Below are 17,019 nucleotides of genomic sequence, written 5' to 3' on the forward strand. Positions count from 1 at the left end.
AAACCCGAGATATGTAATAATCTCGGGTTTTTTTAATATTATTAGCATGTTTTTACAGCATAGTAACTTCACCAGTTTCTAGTGAATACACTCCACCAACAATTTTAATTTCACCATTGTCTTCCATTTCTTGAAGAATTCCACTTTTTTCGCGAATTCTATCCATCGTTAAAAGTACATTGTTAGCTACTGTTTTTGCAACAAATTCTTTGTTATTAGAATTTGCTTCACCAGTGATTTCTTCAGAAGATTTTTTTACAGCTGGTACAATATTACTTAGCATAGCTGTAATATTACCTAACTCCACACCATCACAAGCTGCTTTAACTGCTCCACAACTTTGATGCCCTAAAACAAAAACTAATTTACTTCCAGCAACAGCGCAGGAATACTCTAAACTTCCTAAAATATCGGTGTTTTCAAAGTTACCAGCAACTCTTGCTACAAAAATATCTCCTATTGTTTGATCGAAAACTTGTTCTACAGGAACTCTAGAATCAATGCAAGATAAAACTACCGCCTTTGGGTATTGTCCACCAACAGTGTCTTTTACCAAAGCATTATAATCTACAGTTTCCAATGTGTTATTTCTAAATCTTTTATTACCCTCTAAAAGATTTTCTAAAACATTACTTGGAGTTAAGTTGTCTTGTGCTTCTTTGTTAATTGCTAAATTTCTCATATTATTTATTTTTTAAATTCGTCTTTTATATTTTTTTTTATCCATTGTACACAATCTGAAAAATTCTCGAAAATATGTTCTTTCGAAATTAAGTCTGGTACAATATCTATTCTTTCCATCATATATCTAGGTTGTTTCCGTAAATTTACAAATAAGACCTCGATATTTTTTTTCTTTAAATCTAGTAGTATTTCTTCCATAACATACAAACCAGATTGGTCCATATATGGCATTCTACCTAAACGTATAATTACTGTTTTTGCAGTTTGAGGAATTTGTTTTGATAGTGCTTGAAATTCACTAGTTGAACCAAAAAACAAAGGTCCGTTTACATGTTTTATAAAAACTTCTTCAGATAAATTTTTAGGAAAACTACTTTCGTCTGCCCAAACATCATTTTCTAAAGCTTTAATATTACTTGTTTTTGCTGTTAAATCACCAATTTTTTTCATAAACATAAGTGATGCAAGTATTAAACCAATACCAACAGCATATACTAAATTCCAGAATGTAGAAAGTAGCAACACAATAATCATAATTAAAACCTCTGAACTTAAGTTAACAGGCCCAATTTTAATGTCTTTTGGTAAATGAGGTATTGCTTTTAAGCCTTTATAATCCATTACACCAATACCAACAGTAATTAAAATACCTGCTAAAACTGCTGCGGGTATTTTTGAGGCAACTGGACCTAAACCTAACATAATTATTAGAAGCAAAACTCCAGCAATCATTCCAGAAAGCTTTGTTTTACCACCTGCGTTTATATTTACAACTGTTCTTATTGTTGCTCCTGCACCAGGAATTCCACCAAAAATAGCAGCAATACTGTTTCCAATACCTTGCCCAACCAATTCTTTATTAGGTTTGTGTTTTGTCTTGGTCATATTATCTGCAATTACACTTGTTAAAAGTGAGTCTATTGCACCTAAAAGGGCTAATGTTAATGCTGTAAATATATACGGAGTAATATTACCTAATGAAAAACCTGAAAAAATTTCCCATTTTATATCAGGAATTCCAATTGGTATTTCTTGAATACTTCTATAATCTAAATCAAAACCAAAAGCAACTCCAGAAACAACTACTAGTGCAACAAGCGTACTTGGTATTTTAGTGGTAATTCGTTTAAAACCATAAATAATAAAAATGGTTCCTAATGCAAGCAATAGCTCTAACCATACAATATTTTTTATAGCTCTTGGAAATGCTTTTATGGCTCCTAATGCACCTGAAGTTTCTTTAGCAGCTAAAGTTTGTGATTCTTTTTGAATATCTTCTGCAGTAATTTTTCCTGCTCTAGAAATGGTTTCTTTAAAGTCTTCTAAAACTAAAATTCCTTCATTAACCTCATCTTTTAAAATATTTTTTAAGATAACTTCTTCTGCTTTTGGTTTAAAGGTCTCTACATAAGCAACATCTTCTTTTGGATAATAACCAATAGAAGGTAATACTTGTGTTAATAAAATAATTACACCAATAGCTGTCATAAAACCAGAAACAACTGGATATGGAATGTAACGTATGTATTTACCTAAACCTATTAAGCCTAAACCTATTTGAAATAAACCAGCTAACAAGAATACCGTTAAAATAATGGGTAATGCTTTTGTAACATCGCCATCATTACTAGCAATTATGGCAGCAATTACAACCATACTAACAGCAGTCATTGGCGCAGTAGGACCAGATATTTGTGTATTTGTTCCACCAAATAGCGATGCAAAAAAACTAATAAATATAGCTCCATACAAACCAGCAGTGGGACCTAAGCCAGAGGAAACTCCAAAAGCTAAAGCTAATGGTAGTGCTACAATACCAGCAGTAATTCCACCAAATGCATCTCCTTTAAAATTTGAAAAAAAGTTTTTCATCAGTTATAAATTATATTTTTTAGAAAAAAATTAAAACTAAATTATGCAGATTTTTTCTTTGGTCTTAGTTTAAAAAATTCTATAAAACTCTCTGGATTCTCTACAGTACCTCTTTCAGATATAAGTTTAATATTTATGTTTCGTTCTTTAGCCTTGTAAGCAAAATCTTCTAAAATTTCGATAATATCATTGTCTAAATATCTAGTTTTTCTTACGTCTAATTCTAAATAAGAGTTTTTTGGTAAATTATCTAATTCTTTTAAAATAGCTCCTTTATTAAAGAAAGTTACTTCTTCTGCAAGTGTCATTTTTATTTTTCCATCATCAACATCATCACCTTCAATATGTAAAAAATGCGAATTTTGGAAACTTTTAATAAGAATTACTACAATACCTACAGCTAATCCCATACCTATACCCCATAATAAATCTTTAAAAACAATTACTAAAACTGTAACCATAAATGGCAACCACTGTTTCCAACCTAATTTAAACATTTCTTTAAAAGTTGATGGCTTTGCTAGTTTAAAACCAACAATAAATAATACTGCTGCTAAAACTGATAACGGAATTTTATTTAATAAAGTTGGTATTAATATTACAGATATTAATAAGAAAAAACCATGAATTATTGCAGACATTTTACTTCTACCTCCAGATTGTATATTTGCAGAACTCCTTACAATTACTTGTGTTATTGGCAAACCACCAATCATTCCTGAAAAAATATTTCCTGTACCTTGTGCCAATAACTCTCTATTTGTTGGGGTTACATTTTTATGTGGGTCTAATTTATCTGTAGCTTCTACACATAAAAGGGTTTCTAAACTTGCTACTAATGCAATTGTAAAACCAACAATCCATACTTCTGGGTTGGATATTGCACTAAAGTTTGGAAAACTAAATTGAGACAAAAACATATCAAAATTATCTGGTACAGGAACACTTACTAAGTGTTCTGAATTAATACCATATTTTGTGCTTTGATTGGTTAAATAAAAATAAACAATACCAGCTACTACAGCTACTAAAGGACCTTGTACTAATTGAAAGAATTTTCCTTTTTTAGATAAAATATTACTCCAAAGTAATAAAATTCCTAAACCAATAAACCCAATAATAGTAGAACCTAGACTAATATTATTAATCGCTTTAAAAATTTCTGAGAATGTATTTTCTCCATCTACTTGAAAAAAAGCAAAATCTCCTTCAGGATCTGCATCATAGCCAAAAAAGTGTGGAATTTGTTTTAGAATAATAATAATACCAATACCAGTTAACATTCCTTTAATTACTGAAGATGGAAAATAATAACCAATAATTCCTGCTTTTAAAAAACCAAATACCAATTGAATGATACCACCTAAAACTACAGCAACTAAAAAGTTTTCATAACCTCCTAAAGTGCCAATGGCTGTTAAAACGATTGCTGCTAAACCTGCTGCGGGTCCACTTACTCCAATTTTGGAGCCACTTAAGCTACCAACTACAATACCACCAACAATTCCTGCAATTAAACCAGAGAAAAGAGGTGCACCACTTGCTAATGCAATACCTAAACATAAAGGTAATGCTACGAAAAATACCACAATACTTGCTGGTAAGTCGCTTTTAATGTGTTTAAACATAAATAAAAATTTTTACTCTTAGCATTGTTGCTAGAGTTTGTAATATTAAATAAAATTGATTTCTTTTTTGTTATACTTTTTAAGATTATAGTATAAACTTTGGAGGAGGTGTGGTAATTTTAGAATATTCTGAAATATAATTTTTAGAATGAAAACGAATATCTTTTATCACAGAAGATACGTTAGATAAAATTCCACTTAAATAAAATGAATGGTGAATTTTTACTTCTAAATCTACTTTTGATTCTTCATTTCCTTTTTGCTCTTCTTCCTCTTCATTAAAATTTAAAAAATAAGAAATATCTTGCGTAGCATCTGTTAAACTGATTACAGTTGGCGTAACCAGAAGACTGATAAATATTATTGAGAAAAAAAAAGCAATTTTCGTTTTCAAATGATAAAAATTAAATTGAAATGTTAAAAATAAGAAAGCTTTCTGAATTTTTAGTTAATTTATAACTAAAAATCATTTAATTGTTTTATTTCACTTGAAATAATCCAACCCAATCTACCATCTGCTAATTTAATTTTTTTCCAATTATCTATAACATCTAAAACGTTAACTTTTGTACCTTCATGTAATGTAAAAACTTTTTCGGCATTTAAAGTTGGTGCATTTCTAACCTCAGTTTTTTCTGCAAAAACAATAGCTTCAATATTATTTTTTGCTCTATTATATTGGTTGTAGGTTATAAAAATAATTGTAATTAATAGTATAAAGCTAATAATACTCGTGGTAAAATAAATTCTTTTTTTTGTTGGTGTGTATGCAAAGTAAAACAACAAAAATAAAATAGAAGCTGTAAAAGAAAGCAAAACAACAATTATTGCCCATTGATTGTAAGATAGCTTTTGAAGAAAGTTGCTATTAAATTTTTGAAAAACTGTTTTTGGAACTTCTTCAATATTATCTAAAGCCAAACGTTTTGCAAATATTAAATTGTTTTTTACATCTTCATTTAAAGGGTTTATTTTCAGTGCTTTTTCATAATAGAATATAGTAGGTCCTACTTTATTTAATTTGTAATAAGCGTTGCCTAAATTGTAGTATAATTCTGATGAAATTAATTCTTGAGCTTCAATTTTTTTATATTTTTCAATAGCTTCTTCAAATTTTTCGTTTTTATATAATTTATTTGCGGCAACAAACAAACTATCTGCATTTTGAGCAGCCATAGAGTTGGCAATTATCAATAATAAAAAGACTATTTTTTTCATTGTTATAATTGTTTATCTAATTGTACAATAACTTCTTTTGCTCGTTCAAATTCTTCTTTCATTTGAGTGGCTGTAAATGGCGTATAACGTGCAAAATCTGAACTTTTTAAGACTTCAATAAATTGATGAATTGTAGTTGAATTTACATTTCTTTTCTCTAAAATTTCTGTAATTTTTTCTTTACTAATATCCGCTGTTTCAATACCTAGTTTTGCTTTTAAGTAATTGTGTAGTGCACGTTCTAAAGCTTCGTAAAAAGCTTCTTTTTTGCCTAATTGTTTTTGTGCCTCTGAAAGGTATTTTTTGGCTAATTTATTTGCTCTTCTTAATTTATTACCAACAATATCGTTACTTCTTTCCTCATTTCTTTTTGCTATAACAATACCTATTGGAATAGCTATTAATGGTAGTAAAAGTAAAATATAAAACAAGTTAGACTTAAAAAAATTGTTAGTTTCAATAGGCTTTAAGGTAGTTTTTGTAGCAATATATCTAAAGTTTTTACCTGTAGAAACAACGTTTTGTTTATTAATGGCATTTGTATCAACTTTTACCAATTCTTTACCTTCTTTTACATCTACAAAAAGATCTTCAGTAGCAATGGTTTTGTACTTTTTTTCTTTCGGATTGAAATATGAGAAAGAAACTTTAGGTATTTTATATTTTCCTTTGTATTGTGGCACAACTGTATAAGAATCTGAAACTTCACCAGAAATTCCACCAGCATATACGCTTACTTTTTCTTTTCTTTCTGGTTGATACATTTCTAACTCTGCAGGAGTTTCTACAGTTGGTAATTCAAATAATTTTAAATTTCCTCTTCCAGAAACGGCTACTTTAATTTGAGAAGTTTCATTGGCTTTTAAAATTTCTTTGCTCAAAGAAACATCAAAAGTAAAATCGCCAACAGCACCATTAAAGTTTTCTGGTTTGCCTTCTAAAGGAAGACTTTTAGGGTTTATAATTTTCTTTTCTGAAGCAAATTCTTTTCGAACATTTCTTGTAATTACGTTTCCGAAAAAATCAGCTCTTCCTGTTGGAACACCAATTACAATGTCCATTTTCATAGGTTCAATTTCTAATTTTCCAGATTTTGTTGGAATTAGAAGTGCTTTTTGTAAAACAATATACCTATAATCTTCTCCATTGTATTTCCCCATTTTTACAGGAAAACCATTTATTTTAATGTCTTGATTCCAAAAACCATTATACTTTGGTGCTTCTGTTACAGAGGTGTCATAAACGCTTACATTTTCACTTACGTACAAACGATATTCTACATAAATTCCTTCGCCAACGTAAGGTCTTGATTTAGAAATTTCGGCAACTAAATGAATGTTTTGTTGTGCAACATAATTAGGATCGTTTGGATCTTTGGGAATTTCTACAGCGTCTAAAACGATAATTTTTAGGGGTTCTGACTTTATTATTTTTCCGTCAATTTCTATACTTGCACGTCCAATAGATAATTCTCCTTTTTTTGTTGGCTGAATAATGTAAGTGTATGATTGTGTGAAACTTACTTTTCTTCCAGATGGAGTTTGAACTATTGATTGACTTACAGATTGACTTGGACCACCAACAATTTTAAAATTTGTGAAATTGGGTGGTGTAAAATCCTCTCCACCTTGTTTGTTTACTGAGAACTCTATGCGTAAACGCTGGTTTAAGCCCAGTTTATTTTTACTTACCTTGGCTTCTAAAATTGCTTCTTGTGCTACAAAGTTTGTAGTTATTATGCAAAGCAATATCGATATGTAAAATCTCAACTTCATCTTCATTTTAAACGAAAAAATTACCAATCTTTTTCTTGTTTTACCTTTTTACCTTGTGCTTTTTTAGCATTCATTTTCTTTTGGGTTTTTTTCTCCTCATTATTTAAACTTTCTAAAAGTTGTTTTATTTGTTGAGGTGTCATTTTACCCTGTTGTGGTTTTGGTTTCTGCTGATTTTTTTTATCGTCTTGTTTTGGATCTTGGTTTTTATCCTTGTCATTATCGCCTTTACCGTCTTTGTCTTTATCTTCGTCTTTTTTGTCTTTGTCTTCTCCGTCTTTATTATCCTTATTTTTATCTTTGTTTTTGTCGTCTTTATCCTTTTTATCTTGGTCTTTATTATCCTTATTTTTATCGTCTTTGTTTTGCTGATTTTGTTTGTCTAACAGCTTTTGAGCGACTGCCAAATTATAACGCGTTTCATCGTCATTAGGATTGTTTCTCAAAGAATTTTTATAGGCATCTACAGCACCTTGATAATTTTTAGATTCCATCATGGCATTACCAATATTATGGTAAGCTTCTGCTTTTGTGAATTTATCTTTAGCTGTTTTTGCAGTTAATTCATATTGCGGAATTGCTTCTTTAAAATTATTATTTTGATAAAAAGCGTTTCCTAAATTGTAAGCGGCTTTGTCGTAGTTAGAGTTGCTACCCAATGCTTTTTGATAGGCTACTGAGGCATCTGTAAATTGTTTTTTTTGATACAACTCATTTCCTTGTCGCAACATTTTTCTTGCGGTTCTTTGTTGTGCAATTGTATCTTTTTGTGCTGCTATTTCTTTTGTTGAAAAGAGCAATAAAAAGATAATAAGTGTATATTTTATTTTTTTCATCTTATTTTTTATTCTTTTCTTCATTAAATAAATCTACCTTTCTTAACCATTTTGTTTTTTTATCAAACAAGAAAATATCTATAATTAAGAATAACAAACCTAATGCCAAAAACCATTGAAACTGGTCTTTATAATCTGAAAACTGTTTTGTTTCAAATTCATTTTTTTCTGCATTGGCAATAATTTCTGAAATAATTTTTACGGGGTTTTCAGTAACGTTACCATTAATGTATTTTCCGTCGGAAATGTCTGCAATTCCTTGCAAAACCTCTGAATTTCGTTTGGTAATTACAGTTTTGCCTTTATTATCTTTTTTATAACCCACCATTGCGTTATTTACACGAATTGGTATTGGACCTCCATTTTCTGTTCCTACACCTATTGTGTAAATTTTTACACCTTCATTTGTTAAGTTTTGGGCAACTTGTTTTGTTTCTTCTTGATGATCTTCACCATCTGAAATAATAATTAAAAAGCGATTGGTTTGCTCATCATTATTATAAAATGTTTTAGCTAAGTCTAAGGCTTCACTAATTGCTGTTCCTTGGCTAGAAACCATATCTGGATTTGCATTTTGTAAAAACATGTTTGCAGCTCCATGATCTGTAGTTATTGGTAACAATGGATATGAGTTTCCTGCATATACAATAATACCAACTCTATCTGAACCTAATTTATCAATAATTTTAGAGATAATTTGTTTCGATTTTTCTAAACGATTTGGCGCGATATCTTCTGCCAACATACTTTTGGAAACATCCAAAGCAAAAACAACATCTACACCTTCTCTTTTTACAGTTTTTAGTTTGGTACCCATTTTAGGGTTTACCAATGATATGATTAGAAAAGTAATCCCTAACAGCAACATTACTAGTTTTAAAACTGGTTTGAATGTGGAATAGTTTGGGGCTAATTTTTGTAGTAAATTTGGATTGGAAAATTTACGTTGTGTACTTTTTTTCCACCATAAAACCAATAGAAATATTACAATTATTACAGGAATAATTGTGAGTAGATAAAAATAAATTGGTTCTTCTATTCTGTACATTATTAAAAGGTGTAACTGTTTAATTGTTTAATTGAGATTTTCTTAATGCGTTCAGCATATTTGATATTTTATAAATTCGTTGTCTTATGTCGTTATAAATAGTTTCATCTATAAATTTTAATTTGTAACATAAAGTAATATGATTTAAAACTTCCATTGTTGTACTAAAAGCAATTGTTGAAAAATGTGCCTTGTCTTTATTTGTAATTCTTGATGTTCCTTCTGCAATATTGGCAGAAATTGAATTCGTTGCTCTTTTTAACTGACTTGTGATTCCATATTTTTCATCAGCAGGAAAATTTATAGATATACTGTAAACTTCTATCGACAAATCAATAGCTTCTTGCCATACCTTTAATTTTTCAAATGAAAACACATACATATTTTTACAATTACACGATTAAACAATTCAACAATTAAACTTCTTTCTATATAAAACTTTTAAATAATGTATTTCTCAACAAGAATTCTAATATTAAAAAACCGAGAGCCAAAAAGACGAAAACTCTAAATTTTTCTTGATAATTATAGTATTTAAATTCTTCTATTTTTGTTTTTTCGAGCGTATCGATTTCATCGTAAATTTCTTTTAAAGATGAATTGTCTGTGGCTCTAAAATATTTTCCATCAGTTTCTTTGGCAATGTCTTTTAACAAGGCTTCGTCTATTTCTACTTGTTGTTTTCTGAAATTAATTTTTCCTGTTCTTGGGTCTCTAGTCCAAGGGAAATCTGCCATTCCATTTGTTCCAATTCCAATGGTATACACTTTAATTTCTAATTCTTTTGCAAGTTCTGTTGCTGTTCTAGGGTCTATATTTCCAGAGTTGTTTACACCATCAGTTAGTAGTATTATTACTTTACTTTTTGCTTCGCTTTCTTTTAATCTGTTAACACCAGAACCCAAACCCATTCCAATAGCAGTTCCACCTTCTAATTGACCCCATTTTAATTCGGAAATGGTTCTTTTTATAATTTCTTTATCGCTTGTAATTGGCGTTTGTGTAAAGCTTTCTCCTGCATAAACAACAATTCCTATTCTATCATTTGGTCTTCTATCAACAAAATCGATAGCTACTTTTTTTAATGCTTCTAGTCTGTTTGGTTTTAAATCTTTAGCTAACATACTTGCAGAAACATCTATAGCCATTACTATATCTATACCTCTGTTTGTTTTTGTTTTTTTACTTACAGAAACATTTCTAGGTCTTGCTAAAGCAATAATTACTGCAGCCAAAGCTAGTAATCTTAATAGGTATAAAACTGGTTTTAATTTTGAAAGTATAGAAGTTTCTGCTTTAAAACCTTTAATACTAGGCATTGTTAAAACAGCAGCGTCTTTTTTTCTGACAAAGAAATACCAGATTGCTAACAGTGGAACTACAATTAGCAGCCACAAAAATTCGGGATTATAAAACTCAAAATTATTCCAATTCATCATCTGCTTCAATAATTGGTTTAGGTTTTAAATTACTCACAATTTCTTGTGCATCTTTTCTGTCTTCTTCGATTTCTAAAGCCAAAGGTTTCGATTTTGCAAACTTTACTAAATCTGCTTCTCTTAAAAGACTTCTTAATTTATCTAAAGTTTCTTGCGAAGTTTGTATAGTATCTGCTTGTTTAAAGTTTCTTAACATCTCTAATACTTCGTCTGTTGTGTTTTCTAACGCAGGCACTTTAAGTTCTCTTTCAATATAACCACGTACAATTTCTGTAAGTTCAGAGTAATATTCTTTTACTTTGTTATTTTGCCATAATAGTTTTTCGTCCAATTCATTTAACCTATAAATCGCTTCTTCATAAGGAGGTAAAGTTCTGTAAGTAGGACCATCTTCCTCTTCTTTTCTTTTTCTGATAACGAACCAATAAATCCAGAATCCAATTATGGCTAATGCTGCTAAAAGAATGTATAGGTATATTTTAAAATCATCAAAAGTATAAGGCTCTTTTTTTATAGACTTTATTGGAAATTTTTTCACTTTGGTAGTATCAATAGCTACTGTAGCAACATTTACTAATAATGAATCTGTTAAATACGCTTGATTTTTTACAAATATTTGCTGTTGTGGAATGTAAAATGCACCACTATCAAAACCTGTTAAAATGTATTTTCTTATGAGTGAATTTTTAATTGTGTCAACTTTTGTAGAATCTACAACTTCTAAGCCTTTTAGTAATAATTTTGGAATGATAACATTTTTGGTTTCATTTACGGAAATTTTTAATTGAAATTGCTCTCCAATTCTAATATTTGCCGTATCAATTTCTGCTTTTACCATTCCATCTTGTGCAAAACCAATTATTGATATGAATAGAAAAATATGTAGTATGTATTTTTTCATTTTTTACTTATCTTCCTTTTTGTTTAAAATAGCCTAATAATTTTTTTACATAATTTTCATCAACTCTGGTATTTACTGTTCCTGCGCCACTTCTTTTAAACATGCTTACATAATAATCATTTAAACGTAAAGCATTTGCTTTGTAGCTATTTCTAACGGATTTTGAGGCAGTATTTATTAATTGAACGTTACCTGTTTCTGCATCTAACATTGGTACCATACCTAAACTTGGAATTTCTTCATCATGTTTGTCGTAAACCTTAATTCCTGTTAAATCATGTTTTTTTGATGCTATTTTTAGTGTTTTCTCATAATCGTCATCCATAAAATCCGACAGCATAAAAACAATGGCTCTTTTTTTCATCACACTTGATAAAAACTTTAAAGCTGCTGCAATGTTTGTTTTTTTGCTTTTTGGTTTAAATTCAATTAATTCTCTAATAATTCTTAACACGTGACTTTTTCCTTTTTTTGGAGGAATAAAAAGTTCGATATCATCAGAAAATAAAATTAAACCAACTTTATCATTGTTTTGGGTTGCCGAAAAAGCTAATGTTGCTGCAATTTCTGTAACAGTATCTTTTTTAAATTGATTGGAAGTTCCAAAAAGTTCTGAGCCTGAAACATCTACCATTAACATCATTGTTAATTCGCGTTCTTCTTCAAAAACTTTTACATAAGGTTCATTGTAGCGTGCTGTAACATTCCAATCTATAGTTCTAATATCGTCACCAAATTGATATTGGCGAACTTCAGAAAAAGTCATACCTCGTCCTTTGAAAGATGAATGATATTCACCTCCAAAAATATCATTAGACAAACGTTTTGTCTTAATTTCTATTTTACGAACTTTTTTGAGTATTTCTTTTGTATCCATTTTTTAAGCTGTTGGCTTTTTGCTTTTCGCTGTTGGCTAATTGCTAAATGCTAAGAGCTAATTTCTAAGGTACTTCAACTTCGTTGATGATTGAATTGATGATATCTACAGAAGTTACGTTTTCTGCCTCTGCTTCATACGTAATACCTATTCTGTGACGTAAAACATCAAAAACAACTGCTCTAACATCTTCTGGAATTACATAACCTCTTCTTTTTATAAAAGCATAACATTTTGCTGCTTTGGCTAAGTTGATGCTTCCTCTTGGAGAAGCTCCAAAACCGATTAAATCTTTTAGGTTTGCTAAATTGTATTTTTCTGGATAGCGTGTTGCAAAAATAATGTCAAGAATATATTTTTCGATTTTCTCATCCATATATACTTCGTCTACAACTTTTCTTGCTCTAATAATTTGATCTGTAGAAATAACAGGATTTACGGTTGAGTAATCTCCTGTTAAATTTTGACGCATAATTATTTGCTCGTCTTGTAATTTTGGATAATCTATTACAACTTTTAGCATAAATCTATCAACTTGTGCTTCTGGTAATGGATATGTACCTTCTTGTTCTACAGGGTTTTGAGTAGCCATTACTAAAAATGGTTCGTCTAATTTAAAGGTAGTATCGCCAATGGTAATTTGGCGTTCTTGCATTGCCTCTAATAATGCTGATTGTACTTTTGCAGGTGCTCTGTTAATTTCATCTGCTAATACGAAATTTGCAAAAATTGGTCCTTTTTTTATTGCAAAATCATTTTCTTTCATGTTGTAAATCATGGTTCCAACTACATCTGCAGGCAATAAATCTGGTGTAAACTGCACTCTACTAAAAGTTGCTTGAACTGCTTTAGACAGTGTGTTAATGGCTAAGGTTTTTGCCAAACCAGGAACACCTTCTAAAAGGATATGTCCATTTCCAAGCAATCCAATTAACAAACTTTCTATCATTTGTTTTTGACCAACAATTACTTTATTCATTTCTAAAGTAAGAATGTCTATAAAGGCACTTTCTCTTTCTATTTTTTCATTAATAGCTCTTACATCTACATCCATTGTATCTTGTATTAAGTGTTATTTTTTTAACGCAAACAAAGCTACAATTTTAACAAAATTATTTTGTTAAAACAAGGTTAAAGGTTTAATAGAAAAGAAGTTATTTAAGAGCGTTTTTAGTTAAACTTTGTTAATTTAAAACTGTTGCCATTAAATGTTCCGAAAGTGAAGTATTGTATCCAATCTCCTAGATTGATATAAGTTGCATTTTCTTGCAGTTTTATTTCTAATGGAAGGTGTCTGTGTCCAAAAATGAAATAATCATAATGTTGTTCTGTTAGTTTTTTCTTACAGTATAAAACCAACCATTCGTTTTCTTCACCTAAAAATTTGGCGTCTTCATCACCAGAAATTAATTTGTTTTTTACAGACATATATTGGCCTAATTTTACACCTAAATCTGGGTGTAACCACTTAAACATCCATTTAAATAATGGAAATGTGAAGATTTTTTTCATGCGTTTATAGCCTTTATCTCCAGGACCTAAACCATCTCCATGACCAATTAAAAATTTTTTATTGTTGATGAGAAATTCTTGAGGTGAATGATATACTGGAATGTTTAGTTCTTTTTCAAAATAATCATTCATCCATAAATCATGATTTCCAACAAAGAAAAAAATAGGAATTCCACTATCTTTTAGTTCTGCTAATTTTCCTAAAACTCGTACAAATCCTTTTGGAACAACGGTTTTATATTCGAACCAAAAATCGAATAAATCACCTAATAAAAATATGGCTTCTGCATCTTTTTTAACTTCGTCTAACCAAGAAACAAACTTTTGTTCTCTTGGAAAACTTGCTTTTGGAGTTGGAGCACCCAAATGTTGGTCTGAAGCAAAATAAACCTTTTTATTTTCTGATGTTTTTATAGAAATCATTGCTACAAAGAAACGTTATTCATTTAAACTTTCCAATTCTAATACTTTTTGGAGCATTTTATCGTCTAAATGAATAATTCTGTAAAAGCCAACATCGCCAAAAAGTACATTTGCAATGGATGCTTTTAAATAACGTTGTATGCTTTGTTTTGCTTTAAAGGAAGGTGTTATTTTATCTTTTATAGATGCTAAATAAGTATTAAAAACGACGTCATCTTTATCAAACTCATCAACAAAAGTATTGATGTTCCATTTTTCTAATTTTTTACGATTAGTATCTACATAATCAAAAGCAAAATCATTGATAGTATTAAAATAGAAGCTAGACATGTAAGAGGTAGTATCTATAGCAACAAAAACATCTGGAATGATACCTCCACCACCATAAACGATTTTTCCTTTTGGTGTTTTGTATTTTAAAGAATCTACCACTTTTATGCTGTCTTTACTTAGTAGCTCACCACTTGTTACTCTTTTTTGATAATCGCTATAATAATTTTTATTACCATCATGATCGTAAGGTTTTTGAATAGAACGTCCTGTTGGAGTGTAATATCTTGCAGTTGTTAAACGGACTGCAGAGCCATCACCTAAATCCATTTCTATTTGTACCAAACCTTTTCCGAAAGAACGTCTTCCAATAATGGTTCCTTTGTCATTATCTTGTAAAGCTCCTGCAACAATTTCGGAAGCTGATGCTGAATTTTCATCAATTAGTACGTATAAACCACCTTTTTCAAAATCTCCTTTTGAGGTTGCGAATGATTCATCAATTTGACCTTTATTATTTTTTGTAAACACAATTAGTTTATCGTCCTCTAAAAATTCGTCAACAATTTGGTTTGCAATGTCAATAAAACCACCACCATTACCTCGTAAATCTAAAACCAAATCTGTCATTCCATTGTCCATTAAATTATTTAATGAAGATTTAAATTCTGAGTAGGTGTTTCTTGCAAAACGATCTAATTTTATATAGCCAATTGAGTCGTTAATCATGTAGGCTAAATCTACACTTTTAATGTTTACTTTTCCACGAGTAATATCTACAGTAAAAATAGAATCATTACTTTTTCTATAAATTTGAAGTGCAACTTTTGTGTTTGCTTTTCCTTTTAAATATCTTGGTACTGCACCACTTAAAATGTCTTTTCCATATAAAGTGTCTTTATTTGCCATTAAAATTCTGTCACCAGCCTTAATGCCCATTTTTATACTTGGTCCGCCTTTAATGGGTTGTATTACAGTTATTGTGTCACTAATCATTCTAAATTGTACGCCAATTCCAACAAAATTACCTTGCATGTTTTCTTTAACTGCTTGTAAATTTTCTTTTGGAATGTAAACGGAATGTGGATCTAATTTACCCAGCATTTGGGTTATGGCACCATCTAGTAAACTATCTGTATTTACAGTGTCTACATAATCTCTTTCAATAAAATTTATAAGTCTTTTAATTTTTTTTTCTTGAGATGAATTTTTACTGAAAGATAACATTTCTGATGAATTTCCACCTAAAGACATTCCTATTAAAACACCAAAAACTACTGCAATTGCTAAAAATAACGGAAGTTTATTCTTGTTCATATGGTAAATACTTAATTTCTACGCCTGCTTTTTCTAAAAAATCTATTCCTGAAGTATCTCTGTATGCTCTTGCATATACAACTCTTTTTATTCCTGCTTGATGAATTAACTTACTACATTGTGTACAAGGTGATAATGTAATATACAGAGTGGCGTTTTTTGCAGATTGTGTAGAGGATGCAACTTTTAAAATTGCGTTAGCTTCTGCATGTAAAACTTCCCATTTTGTTAAGCCTTCTTCATCTTCGCAACAATTATCAAAACCTGTTGGAGTTCCATTAAAACCATCAGAAATAATCATTCTGTCTTTTACAATTAAAGCGCCCACTTGTTTACGTTTGCAATGTGATAATTTACCCCATTCGTAAGCCATTTTTAAATAGGCCATGTCGTATTTTAATTGTTTTTTTTCTGTCATAATTTACGAAAGTAGCAAGATTAATAGAATTGAAACGTTAATAATTAGACAATTTTTACCAAAAAACCCTGTCTAACATCATTTGAATTGCAAAACCAATTACAATGGATGAACAAACTAAAATCCAATCTCTTCTAGTTACTTTAAAAAAGTTTTGCAGTAGCGTACCAATAACTAAAATCCCTAAAACTATAATTATTTGTGCAGCTTCAATACCAAGTGCAAATTCTACCAAAGGAAGTAATTTGTCATCTTCTTTACCAACCATCATTTTAAAATAGTTAGAAAATCCTAAACCATGAATTAGCCCAAAAAATAAGGCAAAAACCAAGTTTGTATTTTCTTTTCCTAAAGATGATTTTTTTGCTGTAATTACGTTTATAAAACCAGTAATGAAAATTGTTAACGGAATTAAAAATTCAATCAATTTCATGTTAACATTTAAAATACCGTATGCAGATAATGCCAATGTTACAGAATGCCCAATGGTAAATAAGGTAACTAACCAAAGCACTTTTTTAAATTGATTAAAGCTGAAAACAACAGCTAAAACAATCAGAAATAAAATATGATCATAAGCTTTTAAGTCTAATACATGGTAAAGACCCATTTTGAAGTAGAGAATAAAATCGTCCATTTTCTTTAAAATTTAGAGGATTTCAAATATATAAAAAGAAAAAATGGTGACAATATTGTTTTTCTTATTTTGTTTTTAGGTTTTAAACAATTTTTATTTTTATTTATTCTAAATAAGCTTTATATTTGCACTTTAATTAATACAAATGATTGTTTTTTATACTT

General features: G+C 29.7%; 17 protein-coding genes. All 17 read right to left on the minus strand.

Annotation, left to right across the window (positions count from 1 at the left end; all coding sequences use genetic code 11):
- Positions 1-52: 52 nt before the first annotated feature.
- Positions 53-682: a carbonic anhydrase family protein gene (locus FDT66_RS08365; protein ID WP_138535726.1), complete on the minus strand. Its 630-nt coding sequence runs from the start codon at positions 680-682 to the stop codon at positions 53-55.
- A 5-nt stretch (positions 683-687) separates the two neighbouring features.
- Positions 688-2,556: a SulP family inorganic anion transporter gene (locus FDT66_RS08370; protein ID WP_138535727.1), complete on the minus strand. Its 1,869-nt coding sequence runs from the start codon at positions 2,554-2,556 to the stop codon at positions 688-690.
- Positions 2,557-2,597: 41 nt separating this feature from the next.
- Positions 2,598-4,184 (minus strand): SulP family inorganic anion transporter, encoded by a 1,587-nt coding sequence (locus tag FDT66_RS08375; protein WP_138535728.1) that lies wholly within the window; start codon positions 4,182-4,184, stop codon positions 2,598-2,600.
- Between the two features lie 85 nt (positions 4,185-4,269).
- The gene (locus tag FDT66_RS08380) at positions 4,270-4,578 is read right to left on the minus strand and encodes a hypothetical protein (RefSeq protein WP_246034805.1); all 309 of its coding nucleotides are present in this window, start codon (positions 4,576-4,578) and stop codon (positions 4,270-4,272) included.
- 65 nt (positions 4,579-4,643) lie between these two features.
- Positions 4,644-5,402 (minus strand): SH3 domain-containing protein, encoded by a 759-nt coding sequence (locus FDT66_RS08385; protein WP_138535729.1) that lies wholly within the window; start codon positions 5,400-5,402, stop codon positions 4,644-4,646.
- Positions 5,403-5,404: 2 nt separating this feature from the next.
- Entirely contained in the window at positions 5,405-7,150 is a 1,746-nt protein-coding gene (locus FDT66_RS08390; RefSeq protein ID WP_246034807.1) for a BatD family protein, read from the minus strand.
- Positions 7,151-7,197: 47 nt separating this feature from the next.
- The gene (locus FDT66_RS08395; RefSeq protein ID WP_138535731.1) at positions 7,198-8,013 is read right to left on the minus strand and encodes a tetratricopeptide repeat protein; all 816 of its coding nucleotides are present in this window, start codon (positions 8,011-8,013) and stop codon (positions 7,198-7,200) included.
- Position 8,014: 1 nt separating this feature from the next.
- Positions 8,015-9,061, minus strand: a complete 1,047-nt coding sequence (locus tag FDT66_RS08400) for a vWA domain-containing protein (RefSeq protein WP_171032355.1) — start codon at positions 9,059-9,061, stop codon at positions 8,015-8,017.
- 19 nt (positions 9,062-9,080) lie between these two features.
- Entirely contained in the window at positions 9,081-9,443 is a 363-nt protein-coding gene (locus tag FDT66_RS08405; RefSeq protein ID WP_138535732.1) for a four helix bundle protein, read from the minus strand.
- 46 nt (positions 9,444-9,489) lie between these two features.
- Positions 9,490-10,497 (minus strand): vWA domain-containing protein, encoded by a 1,008-nt coding sequence (locus FDT66_RS08410; protein WP_138535958.1) that lies wholly within the window; start codon positions 10,495-10,497, stop codon positions 9,490-9,492.
- Complete coding sequence (locus FDT66_RS08415) at positions 10,484-11,401, minus strand: BatD family protein (protein WP_138535733.1); 918 nt, start codon at positions 11,399-11,401, stop codon at positions 10,484-10,486. The genes FDT66_RS08410 and FDT66_RS08415 overlap by 14 nt, the downstream gene beginning before the upstream one ends.
- 7 nt (positions 11,402-11,408) lie before the next feature.
- Positions 11,409-12,278, minus strand: a complete 870-nt coding sequence (locus FDT66_RS08420) for a DUF58 domain-containing protein (RefSeq protein ID WP_138535734.1) — start codon at positions 12,276-12,278, stop codon at positions 11,409-11,411.
- Positions 12,279-12,342: 64 nt separating this feature from the next.
- Positions 12,343-13,332, minus strand: a complete 990-nt coding sequence (locus FDT66_RS08425; RefSeq protein ID WP_138535735.1) for an AAA family ATPase — start codon at positions 13,330-13,332, stop codon at positions 12,343-12,345.
- Positions 13,333-13,448: 116 nt separating this feature from the next.
- On the minus strand, positions 13,449-14,213 hold the full coding sequence (locus FDT66_RS08430) for a UDP-2,3-diacylglucosamine diphosphatase (protein ID WP_138535736.1): 765 nt from the start codon (positions 14,211-14,213) through the stop codon (positions 13,449-13,451).
- Positions 14,214-14,228: 15 nt separating this feature from the next.
- On the minus strand, positions 14,229-15,800 hold the full coding sequence (locus tag FDT66_RS08435; protein WP_138535737.1) for a S41 family peptidase: 1,572 nt from the start codon (positions 15,798-15,800) through the stop codon (positions 14,229-14,231).
- Complete coding sequence (locus FDT66_RS08440; protein WP_138535738.1) at positions 15,787-16,218, minus strand: deoxycytidylate deaminase; 432 nt, start codon at positions 16,216-16,218, stop codon at positions 15,787-15,789. Before FDT66_RS08440 ends, FDT66_RS08435 begins: the two co-directional genes overlap by 14 nt.
- A 55-nt stretch (positions 16,219-16,273) precedes the next feature.
- Positions 16,274-16,855 carry a HupE/UreJ family protein gene (locus FDT66_RS08445; protein ID WP_138535739.1) on the minus strand — a complete coding sequence of 194 codons (582 nt, stop codon included), beginning with the start codon at positions 16,853-16,855 and terminating at the stop codon, positions 16,274-16,276.
- Positions 16,856-17,019 lie beyond the last annotated feature (164 nt).

This window comes from Polaribacter aestuariivivens, assembly GCF_005885675.1.
Lineage (GTDB): Bacteria > Bacteroidota > Bacteroidia > Flavobacteriales > Flavobacteriaceae > Polaribacter > Polaribacter aestuariivivens.

What these genes read in the sequence shown, in the direction of transcription:
- FDT66_RS08365 (WP_138535726.1), bottom strand. Translation starts at nt 682, where the DNA reads ATGAGAAATTTAGCAATTAACAAAGAAGCACAAGACAACTTAACTCCA.
- FDT66_RS08440 (WP_138535738.1), bottom strand. Translation starts at nt 16,218, where the DNA reads ATGACAGAAAAAAAACAATTAAAATACGACATGGCCTATTTAAAAATG.
- FDT66_RS08375 (WP_138535728.1), bottom strand. Translation starts at nt 4,184, where the DNA reads ATGTTTAAACACATTAAAAGCGACTTACCAGCAAGTATTGTGGTATTT.
- FDT66_RS08400 (WP_171032355.1), bottom strand. Translation starts at nt 9,061, where the DNA reads ATGTACAGAATAGAAGAACCAATTTATTTTTATCTACTCACAATTATT.
- FDT66_RS08370 (WP_138535727.1), bottom strand. Translation starts at nt 2,556, where the DNA reads ATGAAAAACTTTTTTTCAAATTTTAAAGGAGATGCATTTGGTGGAATT.
- FDT66_RS08385 (WP_138535729.1), bottom strand. Translation starts at nt 5,402, where the DNA reads ATGAAAAAAATAGTCTTTTTATTATTGATAATTGCCAACTCTATGGCT.
- FDT66_RS08410 (WP_138535958.1), bottom strand. Translation starts at nt 10,497, where the DNA reads ATGAATTGGAATAATTTTGAGTTTTATAATCCCGAATTTTTGTGGCTG.
- FDT66_RS08445 (WP_138535739.1), bottom strand. Translation starts at nt 16,855, where the DNA reads ATGGACGATTTTATTCTCTACTTCAAAATGGGTCTTTACCATGTATTA.
- FDT66_RS08415 (WP_138535733.1), bottom strand. Translation starts at nt 11,401, where the DNA reads ATGAAAAAATACATACTACATATTTTTCTATTCATATCAATAATTGGT.
- FDT66_RS08430 (WP_138535736.1), bottom strand. Translation starts at nt 14,213, where the DNA reads ATGATTTCTATAAAAACATCAGAAAATAAAAAGGTTTATTTTGCTTCA.
- FDT66_RS08435 (WP_138535737.1), bottom strand. Translation starts at nt 15,800, where the DNA reads ATGAACAAGAATAAACTTCCGTTATTTTTAGCAATTGCAGTAGTTTTT.
- FDT66_RS08425 (WP_138535735.1), bottom strand. Translation starts at nt 13,332, where the DNA reads ATGGATGTAGATGTAAGAGCTATTAATGAAAAAATAGAAAGAGAAAGT.
- FDT66_RS08420 (WP_138535734.1), bottom strand. Translation starts at nt 12,278, where the DNA reads ATGGATACAAAAGAAATACTCAAAAAAGTTCGTAAAATAGAAATTAAG.
- FDT66_RS08395 (WP_138535731.1), bottom strand. Translation starts at nt 8,013, where the DNA reads ATGAAAAAAATAAAATATACACTTATTATCTTTTTATTGCTCTTTTCA.
- FDT66_RS08405 (WP_138535732.1), bottom strand. Translation starts at nt 9,443, where the DNA reads ATGTATGTGTTTTCATTTGAAAAATTAAAGGTATGGCAAGAAGCTATT.